Origin of the sequence: Pseudoalteromonas sp. 2CM36K (genome assembly GCF_023161865.1) — a bacterium.
Classification (GTDB): Bacteria; Pseudomonadota; Gammaproteobacteria; order Enterobacterales; family Alteromonadaceae; genus Pseudoalteromonas; species Pseudoalteromonas tetraodonis.
Window position 1 is genome coordinate 1 of record NZ_JALNTK010000008.1, and the last position, 20,853, is coordinate 20,853.

Sequence of the window (20,853 nt, forward strand, 5' to 3'; positions counted from 1 at the left end):
TTCTAGGTTCTAGGTTCTAGGTTCTAGGTTCTATCAATATTAAACCTTGTTCCTTTAACCTTTCATCTTGAATCTTTAACTTAAGCTCAAACACACTAACCCCGCGGGGGTTATCGTCTTAAGCGGGGCAGGATTCTACAATAATTAGGGTGCTTTGCAAGTATTTTTTATAAATTAAAAAACTTTTCTCGGTAAACCTTTAATTCCATAATCGAATCTTTAATGTCGTCTAACGCTAAATGTGACCCTTTTTTATTCACTTGAGCCAATACATCTGGTTTCCAACGACGAGCAAGTTCTTTAATAGTACTTACATCTAAATTACGGTAATGAAAAAAGTCTTCAAGCTCACGCATATACTTATTCATAAAACGACGGTCTTGGCCAATCGAGTTACCACACATAGGTGAAGCACCCGCTGGCACCCATTGCTTTAAAAACGCGAGGGTTTGATCAACGGCATAAGCTTCATCGAAAGTACTTGCCTTACAACGCGCTGTAAGCCCTGATTTGCCATGCTGAGTTGTACACCACTCATCCATACCATCAAGTAGTTCATCACTTTGATGAATGGCAATGGTTGGGCCTTCGGCTAATATATTCAGATCAGCGTCAGTGACAACAGTTGCAATTTCAAGTATTTTGTCAGTCTCTGGTTCAAGTCCGGTCATTTCCAGATCGAGCCAAATTAAATTTGATTTATTAATAGTCATAATTACCTTAAACGGTGCTTTTCTTTAGATCCAACGCATTTCGATATATCATATTAGCATCAACCGTCGAGCTAAAGCTTTTTTTGGCAAACTCGGCATTTAACTCAGGTTATAGGCCTCAAGTGGCAAAACAGAAAAAATTAAGTAAAGGCCAATCCCGTAGGATCAAGGCCAATCATCAAAAGCGCTTATCGAATGCCGATACAAAACCGGCAAAAGTCGGCGCGCAAGAATGGCAAACAGATAATTTAGGTCAAGTGGAAAATGCGATTGTTATTAGCCGCTTTGGACAACATGCCGATGTAGAAACACAAAACGGTGATGTATTACGTTGTAATATTCGTCGTACCGTATCGAACTTGGTTTGCGGCGATGAAGTATTGTTTCGCCGTGCAAAAGTAAGTGAAGGTGATTTAGCGGGTGTTATTGAAGCAACTCAAGAGCGCCGTTCACAACTCACGCGCCCCGATTTTTATGATGGGGTTAAAGTGATTGCCGCTAACATTGATCAAATTTTAATGGTTTCAGCGGTACTGCCAGAGTTTACCCCGAGCATTATTGACCGCTATTTAATTGCCTGTGAAGACATGGGTATCGAACCCATTTTAGTACTTAATAAAATTGATTTAATTGATGAAGCTGGTTTAAACGAAATACAACAAATCCTCGACATTTACCGTAAGCTTAATTATCAGGTGCTGCTGGTTAGTAATATAACTGGCGAAGGAATTAATGAGTTAAAAGAAGTACTTGCGAGCAAAAACAATATTTTTGTTGGTCAAAGTGGCGTGGGTAAATCTACCTTAGTTAACACTGTACTGCCGGATGCTGAAATTTTGACTAAAGAAGTGTCTGAAAACAGCGGGCTTGGCCAGCACACCACCACGGTATCGCGCCTTCATCATTTACCGAGTGGGGGTAATTTAATTGACTCACCGGGAATTCGTGAATTTGGCCTATGGCATTTAGATGTTGAACGCGTCACTTGGTGCTTTAAAGAATTTAGAGAATTTATAGGCGGATGCCGGTTTAGAGATTGTAAACATTTAAACGATCCGGGCTGTATAATTAAACAAGCGGTAGTCGATGGCGATATTTCAAAATTACGCTTTGAAAGCTACCACCGTATTTTAGAAACCATGGCCGATGGCCGTGCAGGCGCTCGTGCGCCCCGCGTATAATAAGGGAATAACCTGTGAGTTTAGATAAATTTAAAATCGCCATGCAGTATGCCATGCCAAAACACTTTATTTCTCGTGTGGTAGGTAAACTTGCTGCAGCAAAAGCCGGTGCGTTAACAACCGCATTAATTAAATTATTTATTAAACAATATAAAATAGATATGAGCGAAGCTAAATATTCAGATCCGGCTCATTACAAAAGCTTTAATGAATTTTTTACCCGTCCGTTAAAAGACGGTGTGCGTCCTATGGTTGAAGATGACGATATTATTATTCATCCAGTAGACGGCGCAATTAGCCAACTAGGCGACATTGTTGATGGTCAACTTATTCAAGCTAAAGGTCACGATTACAGCTTACAAGCATTGTTAGGTGGATCACAAGACGACACAACCGCGTTTTTAGGCGGTAAATTTGCAACTATTTACTTGGCACCAAAAGATTACCACCGTATTCATATGCCAATTGATGGCACGCTAAGCAAAATGATTTATGTACCGGGCGATTTATTTTCGGTAAATCCTCTTACCGCACAAAACGTACCGAACTTATTTGCCCGTAACGAGCGTGTAGTAGCAATTTTTGAAACTGAAATTGGCCCGCTTGCTATGGTCCTTGTAGGCGCAACCATTGTTGCTAGCATAGAAACTATTTGGGCTGGCACAGTCACTCCACCAGCTGGCAGTGATGTGTTTAGCTGGAACTACCCAACTAAAGGCGAAAACGCGATCACCCTTAAGAAAGGGGAAGAAATGGGCCGCTTTAAATTAGGCTCAACAGTTGTGCTTGCATGGGGTGCAGATAAAGCCGATATTTTTGATGATCAACGCCCTGAAACGGTAACTCGTTTAGGCACTGCGTTTGCAAAAATTGATGATTAATAAATAGTACCAGTTGTCAGATCGAAATTAAAAAGCACCGCGTTTATTGTATTGAACGCGGTGTTTTTTTGTAGACGAAGAGCTTGCTCAGGTTAAAAGCGAAGCTGTTCTTTACTCACACTTGCGCACTCTCTACACGCTAAATTTTTAGCCATCTTAAAATGCTGTTGCTTTAAGCTTAATGCGTCAAAGGTTATAAACATACTCCCACCACAATGACCTAACAACATATTAAGAGTTAGCTGTGCCTGCATAGAGCCAATTACACCAAGTAAGGGACTAATAACGCCCGCATTGTCGCAATTAACAACATGGTTAGTATCATTTTGTGGAAATACGCAGCCATAGCAAGGGCTATCTGTTTGCCTAAAGTCAAAGCCCATTAATTGCCCTTGGGTTGCTAGCGCTGCTGCAGAAATTAGTGGTGTTTTGTTGTTTACGCAAAAACGATTGACGGTGTAACGAGTCGCAAAGTTATCAGAGCAATCAAGTACGATATCGGCGTTACTGAATAGTGCATCACTGTTAGCATCGCTCAACTTTTGCGAGTGAGTCACTATGTTTATTTGATTGTTAAGGCTCGCAAGCACCTTCCCTGCTGCATTTACTTTTTGCTGCCCTAAGTGATTCACTTTATACAGTATTTGCCGCTGTAAATTAGAGAGTTCAACGGTATCGTCATCAATTAATATTAGTGTGCCAATACCAGCAGCTGCTAAATAAAGTAGCGCAGGACTTCCTAGTCCACCTGCACCTACCACAGCAACGGTTGCCGCTTTAAGTGTTAACTGCCCCTCAAGCCCCACCTCTTTTAATAATAAGTGGCGGCTATAACGTAGAGTTTCTTTGTCGCTGAGCTGCTGCGTTTGCATGTTAGCAGGCATTCTCATTTATCACCGATTTTAAGGTATTGATTGCCTCTACATAATCATCAGCCTCGGTAATAGCACGCACCACGGCTACACTGCCCACGCCCGTTTTAGCAACCTCTTGCGCCCTATTTAAATCAATACCGCCAATAGCGACTGTAGGGTAACTCTGCATAAGCGGTACAAATTTATTGAGCTTTTCAAGCCCTTGTATTTGCCCTGTCATGTCTTTGGTGGTGGTAGGATAAATCGCGCCAAAGGCCATGTAGCTTGGGCGGTAATTATGCGCCCGAAGCATTTCATAAAACCCATGGGTAGAGAGACCAAGTCGCAGGCCTGCTTCTTTTATAGCAACTAAGTTTGCACTCTCTAAGTCTTCTTGCCCTAAATGCACCCCATAGGCGCCATGTTTGATGGCAAGTTGCCAGTAATCATTTATAAATACCTGCGCATTATACTGCTCACCCAAGGTGACCGCTTTGGCAATCAGTTCATCTAGCTCATTCTGCGTTTTATTTTTAACACGAAGCTGAGCTGTTTTAATTCCTTGCTGTAAGCACTTTTCTAGCCATTCAATACTATCAACCACACCATAGAGGCCAAGCTTTTTACTTTCACAGGCTGCAAAATCAGCAGCCATATTAAAATCAAGCGGCACATCAAAATCCAACTCATCACCTAACCAGCTACCCGGTTCAATCACCTGAGGGTAATGCGCTAAATCGGTAGGAAACTGCGTTTGTGCAACCGGCCCTATGCCCTCGCCATAGCGAACTGATTGCTTTAAACCTTGGTTTATATAGGCTTTAGCTAAAATAAACGCATCTTTTAACGGATAGTCTTTTGCAAGACACGCAGCAATTACTGACGCCATACTGCACCCTGTACCATGGCTATGAGGAACTTGAATTTTTTCATTACCTAGCCAATAGTCTTCAGCGTTTTGTGTGCAGTAATCAATGCAATACCCGCTTGGGTAATCCCAATGTCCGCCTTTAATCACCACCGCTTTTGCGCCCCACGCCATCAGCTTACTCGCCGCTTCTTTAATCGCTGCAGGGCCAATTAAATACACACCCGTTAATAACTGGGTTTCGTGGGTATTTGGGGTAATTACATCCACCAGCGGTAGTAAACATTCTTTTATCGCACTTACGGTGTCTTCTTCTGTAAGTAAGTCACCGCTTGAGGCAATAGCCACAGGGTCATACACAATAACCGGCGGGGTTGGCCATTTGGCTTTGTAATGGCTTATGTGCTCACTAATTAACTGAATTTGCTGCACATTGGCAAGCATACCAATTTTTATCACTTTGGCTTTCATGTCTTTTTCAAGTGCAAGCAACTGGGACTCAATAATATCGGTAGACACTGCATTAATGGCCTCTACACCTAAGCTATTTTGAGCGGTAAGCGCGGTGATTGCTGTACAACCATGCACACCAAAACTTTGCATTGCCTTAATATCGGCTTGAATACCCGCGCCGCCGCCAGAATCAGAGCCAGCAATTGTCCACACTACGTTTGTCATATTTTTCTTTCCTTACTGCTGATGCCAAAATGGCATACCCATTGTTGGGGTTGAGGGGGTTGCAACGTCTTTTTCGGGCATTGCTTTGGCATTGTATGCAAAGCGCCCTGCCTCTACCGCAGCTTTAAATGCACGGCTCATAGTCACTGGGCAACCCGCCCCTGCAATGGCTGAATTTAATAATACAGCATCATACCCTAATTCAAGTGCTTGGCAGGCGTGCGATGGTAAACCTAACCCGGCATCAACAATTAATGTTGCATTAGGCAGGCGTTCTCTAATGGTTTTTAAATTATAACTATTTAACAATCCTTTACCGGTGCCAATAGGCGCGCCCCACGGCATTAGCACCTCACAGCCTAATCCATTCAAGCGCTGACACAGCACTAAATCATCAGTGCAATAAGGCAGTACTTTAAACCCATCATCAATCAATATTTTTGTGGCTTCAAGTAATGCAAAGGGATCGGGCTGTAAATTATAGTCATCGCCTATTAATTCAAGTTTTATCCAATCGGTAGCAAATACTTCTCGGCACATTTTAGCTAGGTTAATAGCCTCTTTGACGCTGTGGCATCCGGCAGTATTAGGCAGTATTTTTAAACCGGTGTTTTTAATTAATTGCCAAAAATCATTCCCTGCCGCCGCGTTTTGTTGTCGTCTAAGTGACACGGTGACTATCTCAGCACCTGAGGCTTTAATTGATTGCGTCATGATATCTGGTGACGGATATAACGCAGATCCAATTAACAAGCGACTATTGATTGGTTCACCATAAATTGTTAAACAGTCTTTGCTTTGCATAGCACTATCCACCTTGGATAGGTGACAATAACTCAATACTGTCACCTTCATTTATAACAACGTGGCTATGGCGACTCTGAGGAATAAACTCTCCATTTACAGCCACGGCATAAGGCGCCATTGCACCCACGTTTTTTACTATTTCCAGCAGTGCATGGCTAGTCACATTTAAAAGCTCACCATTAATTGTAATGTTCATTTAATACTCACTCTATTTGCGATAGTGCTTGTGCTACAAGCGCGGGGGCCAACATATAGCCGTGGCGATACAAGCCATTGATACTGATAACCTTGCTCGTTTTTTTTACCTGTGGGCGATTATCGCTAAACGCTGGGCGTAAGCCTGTTTGAATATTTAATAATCGCGCTTCGGCAAAGCCACTATGAACAGTGTAGGCCGCTGATAATAGTTCAAGGGTTGAGCGCACAGTTGCAGGACCTGTATCTTGCGATTCGATCTCCGTTGCCCCTATGACATATTCATGATTAGGTTTAGGTGCAATATAAATAGGGTAACGCGGATGCATTAACCGCACAGGCCGCGTTAAGTTAACCTCAGGGGCGTATAACCTTGCCACTTCCCCGCGCACGCCTCGAAGTGGCTGATCTTGTTTGGCTCCAAGCCCTCTGCAATCAATAATGTAATCAAACTCTCGATTATTCACTTTATTATCAAAGATGCTGGCGCGTTGATTAAACACAAACTTTACTTTGCGCTTATTTAGCAACCTAAAGCTGGCTTTATAAAAGGCTTGGTTATCTATTTGCGCTTCACCGGGTAAAAATAGCCCTTGATTAAAACGCCCTGTAAGCTCAGGTTCTAAATCCGCTATTTGCTGCGTATTAACCGCTTTGGCACTAAAATTTAGTAACGGCTTTATTCGCTGTGCAAAACTTTGTAAGTCGCCTTTATCCTGCGGGTGAGCAACCACTAAGGTGCCCTGCTGTTGAAAGAACACCTCACTGTTTAACTCATCTAAAATAGCAGGCCAGCGAGCAATAGAATCTACTCCCAATAGCGCTAAATCATGTTCACACATAACCGATTCAGCTAGTGGTGCCAGCATAGCCGCCGCCACTTTACCGGCACTGTTCTGAGTATGTTCATCATCGGCTTCAAATACGGTAATACGGTGCTGCTTACTTAACTCAAGCGCCGCCAACCGCCCTGCTAAACCAAAGCCCACCACAGCAATGTTATAAAACATAAACACTCCTACATTTAGCTGCGAGATGCGGGTCTCTGGCTTCGAGCAACAAGATGCTAAGATAAACATTTCGCTACTCGATGCTCGCAACTCACAACCTATTTTATATTGCTTTATGGTAAATCTCTGAGCCTGATTGTTTAAACTCTTCAGATTTAGCTTTCATCTCGGCCTCTACATCAACCATTTTGATTTCAATGGCATCACCCACGTTATTAGGATCAATACCGCGCGCTTCTAGATCTTTGGCGTAGTCACGTACTTCTTGGGTTATTTTCATCGAACAAAATTTAGGGCCACACATGGAGCAAAAGTGGGCTACTTTACCTGATTCTTGTGGCAGTGTTTCATCATGGTATTCACGGGCGCGAACCGGGTCTAAACCAATGTTGAATTGGTCGTGCCATCTAAATTCAAAGCGTGCTTTTGATAGCGCGTTGTCTCGCTCTTGTGCACCGGGGTGACCTTTGGCTAAATCGGCGGCATGAGCGGCAATTTTGTAAGTAATAAGGCCTTCTTTAACGTCTTCTTTATTTGGCAAACCTAAATGTTCTTTCGGTGTTACATAACACAGCATGGCACAGCCATACCAAGCTATTTGCGCAGCCCCAATCCCTGAGGTTATATGGTCGTACCCCGGTGCAATATCAGTGGTGAGTGGGCCTAAGGTATAAAAGGGCGCTTCGTCACAATGTTTAAGTTGCTCTTCCATATTGGCTTTGATCATATGCATAGGCACATGCCCAGGGCCTTCTATGAACACTTGTACATCATGCTTCCAAGCTATTTTAGTCAGTTCGCCTAAGGTACGAAGCTCACTAAATTGCGCTTCATCGTTAGCATCGGCAATAGAGCCCGGACGCAGACCGTCCCCTAGTGAAAAACACACATCATATTGTTTTAAAATTTCACAAATATCTTCAAAGTGGGTGTATAAGAAGTTTTCTTTGTGGTGCGCTAAACACCATTTAGCCATAATAGAGCCACCGCGCGATACAATGCCTGTTACGCGTTTTGCTGTCATAGGCACATAGCGCAAAAGCACGCCGGCATGAATAGTAAAGTAGTCAACACCTTGCTCGGCTTGCTCAATTAAAGTATCGCGGAATATTTCCCACGTTAAGTCTTCAGCTACGCCATTTACTTTTTCAAGTGCTTGGTAAATTGGAACAGTACCGATAGGGACTGGCGAATTACGTACCAGCCATTCACGGGTTTCGTGAATGTAACGTCCTGTTGATAAATCCATTACGGTGTCGGCACCCCAACGGGTTGACCACACCATTTTTTCAACTTCTTCTTCGATAGATGAACCCACTGATGAATTACCTATATTGGCGTTAACCTTAACTAAAAAGTTACGACCAACAATCATAGGCTCGGTTTCTGGGTGATTAATATTGTTAGGTAAAATAGCGCGACCACGAGCAATTTCTTCACGCACAAATTCAGGAGTAATAAACTCAGGAATACTCGCGCCAAACGACTCCCCTTTATGCTGCGCAGCTAGTAACTCTTCACGTATTTGCGCACGCCCCATGTTTTCACGTATCGCTACATATTCCATTTCTGGGGTAACTATCCCTTGGCGGGCATAATGCATTTGCGTTACGTTTTTACCCGCTTTTGCACGGCGAATTTTTGGTAAATGCTCAAAGCGAATATGATCTAGCCCATCATCAGCCATACGCTGCTGTGCAAACTGTGAGGTTACCGACTCTAGTACTTCGGTATCATTACGGCTCTCAATCCATTGTTCACGGTATTTATTAAGTCCCTTGCGCACATCCAATTTAAATTCAGGATCGGTATACGGGCCTGATGTATCGTAAACACGCAATGGTGCATTTGACTCATACACTGGGTTTTGTTCATCACCACCAATAAAAGTATCGCTCAATGTGATTTCACGCATACCCACACGTACATTTTCTTGCGTGCCTTCAACATACACTTTATGAGAGCTTGGGAATGGTTGACCCGTTAGGTTATAAATATAGTCAGATGCAGCGGCACGGGTTTCGCGGCGCGACGATTTTTTTGTAGTGTTTGACATGACTTACCTCATTGCTTAAGGGTTGTCTTGCCAGATATTCCGATGGAATAGAGAAAGATCGTAAAGTCGCTTTATGCGACTTTGCGGCCTAAGACGGATGTTGCTTTTTTGTGCGCATAAAAAAAGACGCACAAGCGTCCCGTTTAGGCAGCTTGTTCCCTACGCAGGTATTAACCTGATCAGGTTCACGGATCCCGCTTTCGCGATCTCAGCCTAAATAAAACTTAGGCACTCCGACAAGTAGTTAAATTGTTCGTTGATTTGATAATGTTTTAATCAAATCTGCTATGAGTGTACGCCAGTTGAAAATTCCCTGCAAGGGGCTGTTTTTCAAAATGTGTAAAATTTACTTAGGGATAAACACAAATTTTTGCTCGCCTTGCATCACCAATTTTTGGTCTTGCATGTTAAGCACTGCACCTTGCTGCAGAGCTTGTAAAAACTGTTGTTCAAACTCATCCAGTTCAGGGCCACATGATTTACGTGTCATACCTAATTTGCTTACGCTCAAGCTGCTATCTTCAAGTGAGCCTTCACCAAAAAACTTATTACATCCGGCAAAGCCGTTTATTTGTAGCGCTTCTATAAAGCTCATTGATGCTTTAAAAGATGCGGGAATGCCCAAACCATCAACCTTTGATAATTGCCATTGTGTATATTTTAGCTGCTCAGTGGTAACTGTCCCTGTTGATGCGCAACCAACACATAAACCGATTACAAGCATCGGTATTGCTGCTAATTTCATGTTACTACTAACTTATTGTCTAATTAGTGTAATAGTATCAATATTTGTCAGGTTTATCCGTTAAAAATGCATGTTTTAAATGTAAATTTTTGTTCTAAGCTAGTTTAAAAGCAGTGCTATTTGGAATTATGCAATTGCTTGGAATAAGTTATCTATCTGTGGTGGTAAAAATGGACGACCTTTCTCGTTAACCGACGTACCTATTACTAAGGCATTGAGCATCACTTTTTCGTCTAATTTGCGTATTATGGTTTGTTTAAACGCAAATTTAAGGCGACTAATGCGTACAGGCTCTACTACTACATAAAATTCATCCGCTGGCTTTAAAGACTGCTTGTAATCCATTTCACTGCGAAGTACCACTAAGTTAATTTTATCTTTGGCAAGTTGTGCAAAATCAACACCCTGTGCGTATAAAAACTCATGACGAGCGTGCTCCAGATAATTAAAATAAACACTATTATTTACAATACCTTGTAGGTCACACTCGTAGTCACGCACTTTAAAGTCTACTTTAAAGGTCATATTAGTAATCCAAATTATTTAACGTATAATTGCCGCGTTTATAGCACAAGTGTTGAAATAATTGCTACCATACAAGTCCCTAAAATGGAGTTAAGTAACCTAATGAATTTACGTTTGTCTTTAATTACAGCCACGTTATTACCACTATTCGGTGCCCCAATCTACGCCAATGCAGATGACACCGACCTAGAGAAAATCATTGTTACTGGTGACTTTCAAAAAGAAAGCATTCAAACGCTAAGTGCCAGCGCAAGTTTATTTTCTGAGGATGAAGTAAATCTCAGAGGGGCTACTTATTTAGATGAAATGCTAGCAAGCGCTGCAAATGTGAATTTTGCTTCAGGCGCCTCGCGCGGACGTTATATTCAAATTCGAGGCGTGGGACTTCGTTCACAATTCGTCGACCCAATTAACCCATCTGTCGGTTTAGTGATTGACGGTATAAATTATTCTGGCCTTGGTGGCAGCTCATTATTATTTGATATTGACCAAGTAGAAATTTACCGCGGTCCACAAGGTACACGTTTTGGCGCCGATGGCATGGCGGGTATGATTCAAATGCAATCAGCTAATGCAACCAGCGTTCCTAGTTTAAAATTACATTTAGGTGCTGGCACTTATAACAGCCATGAAGCAGGCGTTGCTGCTAGCACAGGTTTAACCGATGATACCAGTGCACGCGTTAGCTACTTTCGCAGAAAATCTGACGGTTACGTAAACAACCTCTATTTAAATGATGAAACACAAAACCAAGATGAACAAGTTGCCCGCTTTAAATTAAATAGCCAACTCACAGCTCATTTAAATTCAGAGCTAAACCTGCACTATATCGATATCAATAACGGTTATGATGCATTTACCCTTGATAATTCTCGCAACAGTCTTGCTGATCAACCGGGCGAAGATAATCAACAAAGCTATGCTGTTGGCCTTAATAATACTTACACCGGTTTTGACGCCTTTGATGTCAGCTTAAACCTTTCAGCCATTGATACTGAGCTTTTTTATAGTTTTGATGAAGACTGGGTATGTAACGATACAAGTAAGCCGCAATTATGTGCTGCCGGTTTACATCCTGATGGTTATAGTTCAACAGATATTTATAGCCGCGATCGTGATGATCAAGCGCTCGATCTGCAGTTTAATGGCAAAACAGGTAATTGGGTGGCGGGTATTTACTATCAAAACCGCGATGTTGACCTTGAGCGTCAATATACATGGTTAGCCAATCCATTTGCCTCAACCTATGAAACCAATAACATGGCAGCTTATGGCCAATTAGCCACAGCAATTGGCCCAAAAACTACGCTTATTACTGGTTTACGAGTTGAGCAATATCAAGGTGATTACACCGATAGTAACGGTTTTATTGAAGAAACTGACGATATTATGCTCGGTGGTAAAATTGCACTTGAATACCAAGTTATTGACCGCACCATGATTTATACCAGTATCACGCGCGGTTACAAAGCCGGTGGGATTAATTCAGAAGCGCTAGCAAAAGCAAAAGATGAAGGGTTAAGTTTAGATGCTGATTTTTTCAAACAGCATACTAGCTTTGATCCAGAGTACTTATGGAGTGGTGAGTTTGGTGTTAAAGGCAGCTCATTGGATGATAAGTTTACCCTGCGTTTAGCTGCATTTTATATGCACCGTGACAATATTCAGTTAAAGTCGTGGCAAGTATCAGACCAACAATTTACCGGTTATGTCGCCAATGCCAGCTCTGGCAGTAACTATGGCCTTGAAATTGAAGGCAGCTATCAACTAACACCAAACTTATTTATTACCGGAAGTGCCGGATACTTAGACACTAAAATTAATGACTTTGTTACTAAATCTGGTTTAAATCAAGACGGTCGTGAGCAAGCACAAGCGCCTAAATATCAATATGCATTTAGTGCACGCTACAATGTTACTGATGAGTTATATGCTATGTTAGGTGTTGAAGGTAAAGATGATTATTACTTCTCCGATAGCCATAATGCACAAGCTCCAAACACAAACTTAGTGAATGTAAGCCTTGGTTACGAAGCCGATATGTGGGCTGTACGCGCATGGGCACGTAATGTGTTTGATGAAACCGTTCCAACTCGCGGTTTTGAATTTGGTAACAACCCGTTAGATGGTTATACAAGTCAAACTTACATTCAACTAGGTGAGCCACGTGTGGCCGGCGTTACGTTTACGCTTAATCTGTAATACAGCGAACCAGTTGTCAGTTCGAGAATAAAAAGCACCGCGTTCAATGCAAACGCGGTGTTTTTTTATCTGATAGCTGACCGCTTTAAGCTATTAGCTGCTTTAAGCTCTTGCCACATCAAACGCAATCACCTCTTTTATTTTTTGCTTATTGGTTGCTAGCATCACTAATCTATCAATTCCCAATGCAACCCCCGCACATTGCTCTAAACCATGCTCTAATGCGGCAATTAAACGCGTATCCATAGGTACTTGTTTTAAGCCACTAGCAGCGCGGTAGGCGTTATCTTGGTTAAACCTTTTTGCTTGCTCTTTGGCATTGGTGAGTTCATTAAAGCCGTTGGCTAACTCCATATTTTTATAATAAAGCTCAAAGCGCCCTGCAACTCGCTGATCGTGTTTACAAATTTGTGCAAGTGCCGCTTGCGATGCGGGAAAGTGATACACAAAACAGGGGATGTCTTGACCAATAGTCGGCTCTACTTTCATACAAAATAATAATTGCAGTAAGGTATCTTTATGAGTCTCGTTTTTAGCAATATCAGCAAAGCCATGTTCGCATGCGAGTTGTTGTAGCTGCGTGATAGAGGCAGTTAATGGATCAAGCCCTAGCGTGCGTTCAAATGCGTGTTGGTAGGTAATCCGCTCTGCAGGCGCAACCTCAAGAATAAGCTGCATCAACTCATCTATTTCATCCATTAAAGCAAATTCGTCAAACCCAGGACGATACCATTCGAGCATTGTAAATTCAGGGTTGTGATGACTGCCCGCTTCTTCATTTCTAAATGCCTTACAAAGCTGGAAAATAGCGCCTGAGCCGGCCGCTAACAAGCGTTTCATCGCAAACTCTGGAGATGTTTGCAAAAACAGGGGAAGCCCACCAGCATGACCTGGGCCGACAAATGTAGTATCAAAGCTGGCTAAATGTACATCGGTTACACTGGCAGCACTTAAACTTGGTGTTTCGACTTCCATTACATTACGAACATAAAAGAATTCACGAATGCTGCGCATAATCGCTGCTCGTTGCTTGAGTGTATCTATGCTGGCACTCGGCGCCCAAAGATCTGCTGACATATTCTCTCCAAAAAAAATCCCAGCTTAAGCCGGGATTTAATTAATAAGGCGTGTTACAGCTTACTTAACACGGCTTACGTATTCACCATTGCGAGTGTCTACTTTAATTACTTCGCCAATTTGTACGAATAATGGAACACGTACTACAGCACCTGTGCTAAGCGTTGCTGGTTTACCACCCGTGCCTGCTGTATCACCTTTAAGGCCAGGGTCGGTTTCAGTGATCTCAAGCTCAACAAAGTTTGGTGGAGTTACAGCAATTGGGCTGCCGTTCCATAATGTAATAGTACATACATCGTTTTCAACTAACCATTTGCCAGCATCGCCCAGTGCTTTTTCATCAGCAGCGATTTGTTCAAATGTTTCGTTGTTCATGAAATGCCAAAATTCACCGTCTGTGTATAGGTACGCTAAATCGGTATCCATTACATCAGCACCTTCAACCGATTCACCCGATTTAAAGGTTTTTTCAAGTACCTTGCCAGAGATAAGCTTACGGATACGAACACGGTTAAACGCTTGGCCTTTACCCGGTTTTACCATTTCATTTTCTAAGATACTGCAAGGTTCGCCGTCCATCATAATTTTTAGGCCGCCCTTGAACTCGTTGGTGCTATAATTCGCCATCGTTTCCTCTATTTATATTTTTCGAGTAATCTACGTGCCAATGATACAAAGAAATGAAGCAAATTTGCATAAAAACTGGCAAAAAGAATTAGCAAATGTAGTTACCTGCCCAAAAGTGTTGCTAGAAATGGTTGGTTTATCGAGCCAAGTCCATGAAAACGACATAAAAGCTCGTAGCTTGTTCCCTGTTCGTGTGCCATTGCCTTTTATAAAAAAAATTCGTCACGGCGATGCAAATGACCCTTTATTGCTGCAAGTTATGCCCCGCCATCAAGAGTTTTTAACTAAATCGGGGTTTAATAAAGACCCGTTACTTGAGCAAGATAACAATCAACCGGGTCTGTTACATAAATATAAATCGCGTGTTTTAGTCATGTTTAAAACCGGTTGTGCTGTAAATTGCCGCTACTGCTTTAGACGCCATTTTCCTTATCAAGAAAACCAACTGAATAAACGTAGTCTTATTGATGCATTGAGCTATATAAAATCGGATAAAAATATTAACGAAGTGATTTTAAGTGGTGGCGATCCACTAATGGCCAAAGACGATGCTATTAGCTGGTTTTTAGATGAGCTTGAGCAAATACCACAAATTAAACGCATGCGCATACACAGCCGCTTGCCTGTGGTTATTCCTGCACGTATTACTGAACAATTATGTGAAAGATTAGCAAAGTCACCATTAAAAATTATATTCGTTAATCATATTAACCATGCAAACGAAATAGATAATGACTTTAAAAACGCCATGAACATGCTCAAAAAAGCAGATGTGCTACTGTTAAACCAGGCGGTTATTTTAAAAGATGTGAACGATACAGTTGATGCGCAAATAAACTTAAGTGAAGCGTTATTTGATGCGGACGTACTGCCTTATTATTTACACTTACTGGATAAGGTAGAAGGCGCAAGTCATTTTGATATTGACGAACAACAAGCAATAAAAATTCAGGCCGAGCTACTAAAAGCCCTGCCAGGATTTTTAGTGCCTAAACTAGTTCGGGAAATAGGAGGTCAAAAAAGTAAAACCCCTATCGACCTCAAATTAGTTTAAACATAAACGTTTACATTATTCCCAAGTGTTGCAGTGACCGACTTAGCCGGTGTTTGCGCACTTGAAGATTGTGTAGCACCTTCAATAAGTGCCAGTGCAGCGGCACCATCAGCTTGCTGTTGCTTTTTAGATAAAGCAGCAGTTAATACTTCTGCGCCTTGGCCTGCACCAGGCATTGTAGGTAGATTTCCACCTGATATATTCATAACTCACACCTGACTTTTAACTGTAATACACGTATTATAGTCGCTGAATTGGTAAATTAATTCACCAACCCACTTATTAAGTATTTATCGGCAACATTGCACTAAGCTTTAGGAAAACCATGGATTCTATAATTGAACAACTCAACGCCAACTTAAAAATTGTTTACCGTCAGGCACTTGACGCTGACAAAAAACTCGATGAGTTACAACAGCAAGGTCACGGAAAATTTAAAGCCTTATTTGCCGAGGACGCTGGATTTAGTTTCGAAGCTAAACGTTTTAAGCCTTACGTGTTAGACGTTGCCGCTGATGTAGAAAGCTTATCGAGCGACGGTTTGGATGAAGAAAAACTAAAACAAGCGGTTATTAAACTACAAAATTTACTAACGCTGTTAGCGACCTTTAAGTAAAAATTAGCGACTTACTTGCAAAGCATCTACCAAAGTAGATGCTTTGCGTTATTAGCTAGATACGCGGTAAAATTTGCTCACCAAACCACTCTGTTAATAAGCGTTTTTCATAGTAAAATGCTTCGTCTCGACCCATTTTAATTTTATCCATAAAGCCCATATCTTTTAAGCTCACGTTGTCTTCTTGTGCGACAACACCACTTTCATTACTGAGCACATAGTTAAATTCAATCCGTGGAAAGTGAATGGGTTTAACCACCCGAATTTCGTTAACACCGCCATAGCGCACGTCACCAGCTAAATCTAAATCGGTTACTTCAATTTTTAAACTATAATTTTTAGGAAGCTGCTCACTGAGCTTTGCAAAGTGCTCATCAATATTTTTGGCAATTTGCTTATGGTATGAGCCTTTAGTTTGGTTTGATGGGCGTACATCGTGATAATCATTAAAGTCATGCCATTTAACTTGTGCCTCACCCGCGCAAACAACACTCGGTAGTGCAATAAATATCAACATTGCTATTTTTTTAACTGAGTTCATACGTTTCTCCAACGAGTATGCTGATCATTATAATCAACTAAATATTTTACAAATTGCTATACCTTACTTTAGCAATTACATATGAACTATAACTTAATCTTTACGCTGAGGTGTTATTAAAACTGCACAAAATGTAATCGAAAGTACAGCTTGCGATGTTACGATTGCAAAACAAACAAAATAATACATGTAAAAGCTCAGTATTTATGGTGAAATTAGGATAATTGAACAGAGGTTTCCAAGGGGCATTCATGGCAATTTTAGTAACCGGTGGCGCAGGCTATATTGGCTCACACACCGTTTTAGAACTTTTACAGCAAGGCAGCGACGTTATCGTGATTGATAACTTAAGTAACTCCTCTGAAGAGTCACTTGAAAGAGTGAAAAAAATAACTGACAAAGCAATTACATTTTATCAAGGTGATATTTTAGATAAACCCTTTTTAGACTCGGTATTTGCCAAGCATACCATTGAAAGTGTGATTCATTTTGCTGGCCTAAAAGCCGTGGGAGAATCGGTCGTAAAACCCATTGAGTATTATCAAAATAATGTACAAGGTACACTAACACTGGTTGATGCTATGCGTGATGCGGGTGTATTCAAACTGGTATTTAGCTCATCCGCCACTGTATACGGCGACCCAGCAAGCTTACCAATACGCGAAGACTTCCCCGTTGGCGGTACAACCAATCCATATGGTACGTCTAAACTAATGGTTGAAATGATGTTGCAAGATATCGCTAAATCAGATGAGCGCTTCGCGTTTGCTATTTTGCGCTACTTTAATCCTGTCGGTGCACATGAGTCAGGTTTGATTGGTGAAGACCCTAATGGTATTCCTAATAATTTATTGCCTTTCATTTCACAAGTTGCGGTTGGCAAATTAAAGCAACTTGCTGTATTTGGCGACGATTATGATACGGTTGATGGTACTGGCGTTCGTGATTACATTCACGTTGTAGATTTAGCCCTAGGGCATTTAAAAGCACTTGATAAAATAGCCGCAGAAACCGGTGCGCTTGTTTATAACCTTGGTACAGGTAACGGCTATTCAGTATTACAAATGGTCAATGCGTTTATTAAGGCTAGCGACCAAGCAATCCCTTATGCGGTGTCACCTCGTCGCCCAGGTGATATTGCAGCCTGTTATGCTGCGCCAGAAAAAGCCCTTAGTGAACTAGGTTGGCAAGCTGAGCGTGGTATTGATGTCATGATGCAAGATACTTGGCGCTGGCAATCAAATAATCCAAATGGATATAAGTCATAAAGGCTTCTTTAAGTTATCAGCTTAAAATTAAAACACCGCATTTAAATTAAATGCGGTGTTTTAATGTTGTACTTACCAATTTTGCATTTCTACAATCCGTGACTGGGTTCGCGCATATTCAAAACTTAACTTTTTACCTTGGTATAACTCGTTTATGTCGGCCTGGGCATTAATTACTAGTAATTTGTGGCAATCATAAAACTCATCGACTAAGGCAATAAAACGCCTTGCTTCATCATCGAGCGTATGCTCATCCAATTGCTGCTTTTCTCGCTGATAGCTATCTTCTATACCATGCACAATAATCTTACCGGTTGCTTCTTTGCCCATTATTGGCACATTCGCGATATATACTACCGAAAACTGTTCTGCTAAAAACATATAGTCATTGGCGCTGCGAGGACCTGAGCACAGTGCCATAAAATCAATCAGTAGTGCATCGTTAGTTTTTAATAAATAGGGAAGTGTTCGGCCATGCACAGTCATTGTATTATCACGCGTTGCTTGAGGGTATGCGGATAAAAACCTAGCCTCAAATTCAGCATCGGGCAAGTTAATAAAATAATGACGACTGCTTCTACCGCACCTGAAGCGGTGGTCTTCCTCCCCCGCTACGTTAATTACATGACAATGCGCATTTATTAAATCGATAGTTGGTAAAAATCGCGCGCGTTGCAAACCGTTGTAATAAAGTTGCTCGGGTTTTGTGTTAGAGGTTGCGACTAGTACCACGCCTTGTTCAAACAAAGCGTTAAATAACCGAGCCATAATCATGGCATCACCAATATCACTAACAAAAAACTCATCAAAGCACAGTACCTTTATCTCTTTGGCCCACTGTTTAGCTATTATTTGTAGCGGATTTTTATCCCCTTGTAACTTGGCTAGTTGAGCATGAACTTTTTCGATAAAATGATGAAAATGCAGGCGCTGCTTTTTCTCTGTGGGTAAGTTTTCATAAAATAAATCCATCAACATAGATTTACCCCGACCAACCGGGCCATATAAATATATTCCCTTAATTAAAGGTGCTTTTTGCCACCAACTTGCAGGCTGATTTAATTGCTCACTTAAAGACTGTAACGCACTCACTGCTAGGTGCTGCGCCGCATCGAAATCAAGCTCTCCTGATGAAACCTTGCTATGGTACAGGCTTAAAATTTCTGTGCTGGGCTCTGTCATGGTATTTCACTATCCGCTATACTCGCGGCCATTGTAGCCGACTAAAAATGTGAACAACATGAAATTTCCTTGCCGTTTAGATAAATTTATTAGCCATTTAGCAGAGTTACCACGCTCAAAAGCCCGCGCAGCAATAAAAAGCCAAGCGGCTAGCGTTAATGGCGAGGTGATCACGGCATTCGACTTTCAAGTTACTCAGCAAGATGACGTGTTATTTCATGATCAGCCATTAGTTTTTTTAGGTAAACGCTACTTTATGCTCAATAAGCCGGTAGGTTATGTATGCGCTAATTCAGATGAGTTACACAAAACCGTATTTGATTTGCTTGATGAGCCAAACATGGCCGACTTTCACATTGCCGGGCGTTTAGACATAGACACCACAGGCCTAGTGCTTATTACTAATGATGGCGACTGGTCACATAAAATTACCTCGCCGAAAAAGAATAAGTTTAAAACTTACCTAGTCGAAACCCAAGAGCCGATTACCGACGATGCACTGCAGCAACTACGCGATGGTGTACAGTTACACAATGAAAAAGATTTAACTCGCCCTGCTATTGCTGAACGCTTGGGCAGTTACGGTTTACGCTTGTCTATTTCTGAGGGGAAGTATCACCAAGTAAAACGTATGCTAGCAGCGGTAGATAACAAAGTGGTTGAACTACATCGTGAACAAATTGCGGGTATAAAGTTAGGTGAAGATTTGGCTGCAGGTGAATACCGCCCACTAACCGCCGCAGAGATAAAACTGTAAGGCTGTTTAGGTGTTAGGAAATGGCTTCGGGCCACGAGGTTCGGGCTGTTCATCTGCCGCTCTAGGTTCGCTACTCGTTGCCTTTAATAATCTTGCTTAATATCTGTCTGAAATCTGGCGTTTAACACCTGATCTTACGATTTAATTTGTACTAAATCAAAGTCTGTCATTCCGGGTACAATCGCTTGCAGACGAGATTCAGTAATATCTAAAGAGTTTAAGCATTCACAATATTCAGAGGCTTTAAGTTCTAATTGATGGGCTTTTTTCTGCAACGACTTATCGATTTCTTTAGTGATGATATCCATGCGTTGCCCCATGTCGTTCATGCGGTCTTCTATATTGCCTTCTCGAGATTTAAACGCATCCCCGAGCGACATTAAAATAGCACCCAAAGAGCCATGTACTGCAGAGTGTATTTTTTGGCTAATTTCTTTAGTAAAAAAATCATCAATTTGGGAGAGCGATTGAGGGGCTATAAAAAAGAAGTCGTCGCCACGCTTAAACTTATCCATAAGTGCACGCTCTACATATTGTAATTGCGTTTTTAGCACTTCGGGTTCTTTATCTGACATGCCCTCAACAACATGCTCAATAGCACTAAGCCCAAGGTTTACGCCATCAGTCGCTAAATCGACCAGCTCTGGCACCGTTTGACGAATACCATTGCTAAATTGTTCTAGCACTTTACTTTCGTCGGTACTTAAATCGACCCAGTAGCCTCGAATAAACAGTTGATTATTATTGTTAATTTGCACCCTGGTTTGGCCTTTATCAACAATACGGATCACATCATCGGTAATAATTAAACCATGACGAAGTTCAACATCACATTGTTTTTGTGCGATTGCATTGCAGCTTAAAAGTGCCATTGATAACGCCAATATCGAACGAGATAAAAACGCCATAAACACCTCAAAAAGACTAAAATAGGGGGTGGCTAGATTAACAAAAAACCAACTTTATGCAAGCAAAAGTAACACCCTAAAAACAAGGCACCATGAAACGTAACGTTT

22 protein-coding genes and 1 riboswitch are annotated in these 20,853 nt (G+C 41.6%); of the genes, 7 read left to right on the forward strand and 15 right to left on the reverse strand.

The window, feature by feature from the left end; translation table 11 throughout:
* Window positions 1-167: 167 nt before the first annotated feature.
* The gene (gene orn / locus MTN97_RS06500; protein WP_028834530.1) at window positions 168-713 is read right to left on the reverse strand and encodes an oligoribonuclease; all 546 of its coding nucleotides are present in this window, start codon (window positions 711-713) and stop codon (window positions 168-170) included.
* 122 nt (window positions 714-835) lie between these two features.
* On the opposite strand from orn, the gene rsgA reads away from it, so the two are divergent.
* Window positions 836-1,894 carry a small ribosomal subunit biogenesis GTPase RsgA gene (gene rsgA, locus MTN97_RS06505; protein WP_248473986.1) on the forward strand — a complete coding sequence of 353 codons (1,059 nt, stop codon included), beginning with the start codon at window positions 836-838 and terminating at the stop codon, window positions 1,892-1,894.
* A gap of 14 nt (window positions 1,895-1,908) precedes the next feature.
* On the forward strand, window positions 1,909-2,775 hold the full coding sequence (gene asd / locus MTN97_RS06510) for an archaetidylserine decarboxylase (RefSeq protein ID WP_248473987.1): 867 nt from the start codon (window positions 1,909-1,911) through the stop codon (window positions 2,773-2,775).
* A gap of 92 nt (window positions 2,776-2,867) precedes the next feature.
* Here asd and MTN97_RS06515 read toward each other — a convergent pair whose 3' ends face one another.
* From MTN97_RS06515 to MTN97_RS06550, 8 genes are all read right to left on the reverse strand, one after another.
* Window positions 2,868-3,665 (reverse strand): HesA/MoeB/ThiF family protein, encoded by a 798-nt coding sequence (locus tag MTN97_RS06515; protein ID WP_248473988.1) that lies wholly within the window; start codon window positions 3,663-3,665, stop codon window positions 2,868-2,870.
* Window positions 3,649-5,175 carry a thiamine phosphate synthase gene (gene thiE, locus MTN97_RS06520; RefSeq protein WP_248473989.1) on the reverse strand — a complete coding sequence of 509 codons (1,527 nt, stop codon included), beginning with the start codon at window positions 5,173-5,175 and terminating at the stop codon, window positions 3,649-3,651. The genes MTN97_RS06515 and thiE overlap by 17 nt, the downstream gene beginning before the upstream one ends.
* Window positions 5,176-5,187: 12 nt before the next feature.
* Complete coding sequence (locus MTN97_RS06525; RefSeq protein WP_076922725.1) at window positions 5,188-5,979, reverse strand: thiazole synthase; 792 nt, start codon at window positions 5,977-5,979, stop codon at window positions 5,188-5,190.
* Between the two features lie 4 nt (window positions 5,980-5,983).
* Window positions 5,984-6,178 carry a sulfur carrier protein ThiS gene (gene thiS, locus MTN97_RS06530; RefSeq protein ID WP_033104272.1) on the reverse strand — a complete coding sequence of 65 codons (195 nt, stop codon included), beginning with the start codon at window positions 6,176-6,178 and terminating at the stop codon, window positions 5,984-5,986.
* A 7-nt stretch (window positions 6,179-6,185) separates the two neighbouring features.
* Window positions 6,186-7,187 carry an FAD-dependent oxidoreductase gene (locus MTN97_RS06535; RefSeq protein ID WP_036955831.1) on the reverse strand — a complete coding sequence of 334 codons (1,002 nt, stop codon included), beginning with the start codon at window positions 7,185-7,187 and terminating at the stop codon, window positions 6,186-6,188.
* Between the two features lie 103 nt (window positions 7,188-7,290).
* A complete protein-coding gene (thiC, locus tag MTN97_RS06540; RefSeq protein ID WP_248473990.1) occupies window positions 7,291-9,243 on the reverse strand; it encodes a phosphomethylpyrimidine synthase ThiC in 1,953 nt (650 codons plus the stop codon).
* A gap of 139 nt (window positions 9,244-9,382) precedes the next feature.
* Window positions 9,383-9,489, reverse strand: a riboswitch (TPP riboswitch).
* Window positions 9,490-9,589: 100 nt separating this feature from the next.
* Window positions 9,590-9,988, reverse strand: coding sequence for an META domain-containing protein (locus MTN97_RS06545; protein WP_282447323.1), 399 nt, complete (start codon window positions 9,986-9,988; stop codon window positions 9,590-9,592).
* Window positions 9,989-10,114: 126 nt separating this feature from the next.
* Window positions 10,115-10,513, reverse strand: coding sequence for an acyl-CoA thioesterase (locus MTN97_RS06550; protein WP_248473991.1), 399 nt, complete (start codon window positions 10,511-10,513; stop codon window positions 10,115-10,117).
* Between the two features lie 102 nt (window positions 10,514-10,615).
* Between MTN97_RS06550 and MTN97_RS06555 the strand changes: the two genes are divergently transcribed.
* Window positions 10,616-12,715, forward strand: a complete 2,100-nt coding sequence (locus MTN97_RS06555) for a TonB-dependent receptor (RefSeq protein WP_248473992.1) — start codon at window positions 10,616-10,618, stop codon at window positions 12,713-12,715.
* A gap of 102 nt (window positions 12,716-12,817) precedes the next feature.
* On the opposite strand, the gene epmA is transcribed toward MTN97_RS06555, so the two are convergent.
* Window positions 12,818-13,792 carry an elongation factor P--(R)-beta-lysine ligase gene (gene epmA / locus MTN97_RS06560; RefSeq protein ID WP_076918890.1) on the reverse strand — a complete coding sequence of 325 codons (975 nt, stop codon included), beginning with the start codon at window positions 13,790-13,792 and terminating at the stop codon, window positions 12,818-12,820.
* Window positions 13,793-13,852: 60 nt separating this feature from the next.
* Window positions 13,853-14,419: an elongation factor P gene (efp, locus tag MTN97_RS06565; RefSeq protein ID WP_010390517.1), complete on the reverse strand. Its 567-nt coding sequence runs from the start codon at window positions 14,417-14,419 to the stop codon at window positions 13,853-13,855.
* Between the two features lie 40 nt (window positions 14,420-14,459).
* Between efp and epmB the strand changes: the two genes are divergently transcribed.
* A complete protein-coding gene (gene epmB / locus MTN97_RS06570) occupies window positions 14,460-15,473 on the forward strand; it encodes an EF-P beta-lysylation protein EpmB (RefSeq protein ID WP_076922713.1) in 1,014 nt (337 codons plus the stop codon).
* Here the strand turns inward: epmB and MTN97_RS06575 are convergent.
* Entirely contained in the window at window positions 15,470-15,679 is a 210-nt protein-coding gene (locus MTN97_RS06575; RefSeq protein WP_024601670.1) for a hypothetical protein, read from the reverse strand. The two genes, epmB and MTN97_RS06575, sit on opposite strands and share 4 nt — an antisense overlap.
* 119 nt (window positions 15,680-15,798) lie before the next feature.
* Between MTN97_RS06575 and MTN97_RS06580 the strand changes: the two genes are divergently transcribed.
* Window positions 15,799-16,089 carry a hypothetical protein gene (locus MTN97_RS06580; RefSeq protein ID WP_010390514.1) on the forward strand — a complete coding sequence of 97 codons (291 nt, stop codon included), beginning with the start codon at window positions 15,799-15,801 and terminating at the stop codon, window positions 16,087-16,089.
* 55 nt (window positions 16,090-16,144) lie between these two features.
* Here the strand turns inward: MTN97_RS06580 and MTN97_RS06585 are convergent, their stop codons facing one another.
* A complete protein-coding gene (locus tag MTN97_RS06585; RefSeq protein ID WP_248473993.1) occupies window positions 16,145-16,630 on the reverse strand; it encodes a DUF3016 domain-containing protein in 486 nt (161 codons plus the stop codon).
* A 251-nt stretch (window positions 16,631-16,881) separates the two neighbouring features.
* Between MTN97_RS06585 and galE the strand changes: the two genes are divergently transcribed.
* On the forward strand, window positions 16,882-17,898 hold the full coding sequence (galE, locus tag MTN97_RS06590; RefSeq protein ID WP_013463948.1) for a UDP-glucose 4-epimerase GalE: 1,017 nt from the start codon (window positions 16,882-16,884) through the stop codon (window positions 17,896-17,898).
* 72 nt (window positions 17,899-17,970) lie between these two features.
* Here galE and zapE read toward each other — a convergent pair whose 3' ends face one another.
* On the reverse strand, window positions 17,971-19,080 hold the full coding sequence (zapE, locus tag MTN97_RS06595) for a cell division protein ZapE (RefSeq protein WP_248473994.1): 1,110 nt from the start codon (window positions 19,078-19,080) through the stop codon (window positions 17,971-17,973).
* Between the two features lie 58 nt (window positions 19,081-19,138).
* On the opposite strand from zapE, the gene rsuA reads away from it, so the two are divergent.
* The gene (gene rsuA / locus MTN97_RS06600; protein WP_248473995.1) at window positions 19,139-19,837 is read left to right on the forward strand and encodes a 16S rRNA pseudouridine(516) synthase RsuA; all 699 of its coding nucleotides are present in this window, start codon (window positions 19,139-19,141) and stop codon (window positions 19,835-19,837) included.
* 134 nt (window positions 19,838-19,971) lie between these two features.
* On the opposite strand, the gene MTN97_RS06605 is transcribed toward rsuA, so the two are convergent.
* Window positions 19,972-20,745, reverse strand: a complete 774-nt coding sequence (locus tag MTN97_RS06605; protein ID WP_008115461.1) for a YggN family protein — start codon at window positions 20,743-20,745, stop codon at window positions 19,972-19,974.
* Window positions 20,746-20,853: the final 108 nt, after the last annotated feature.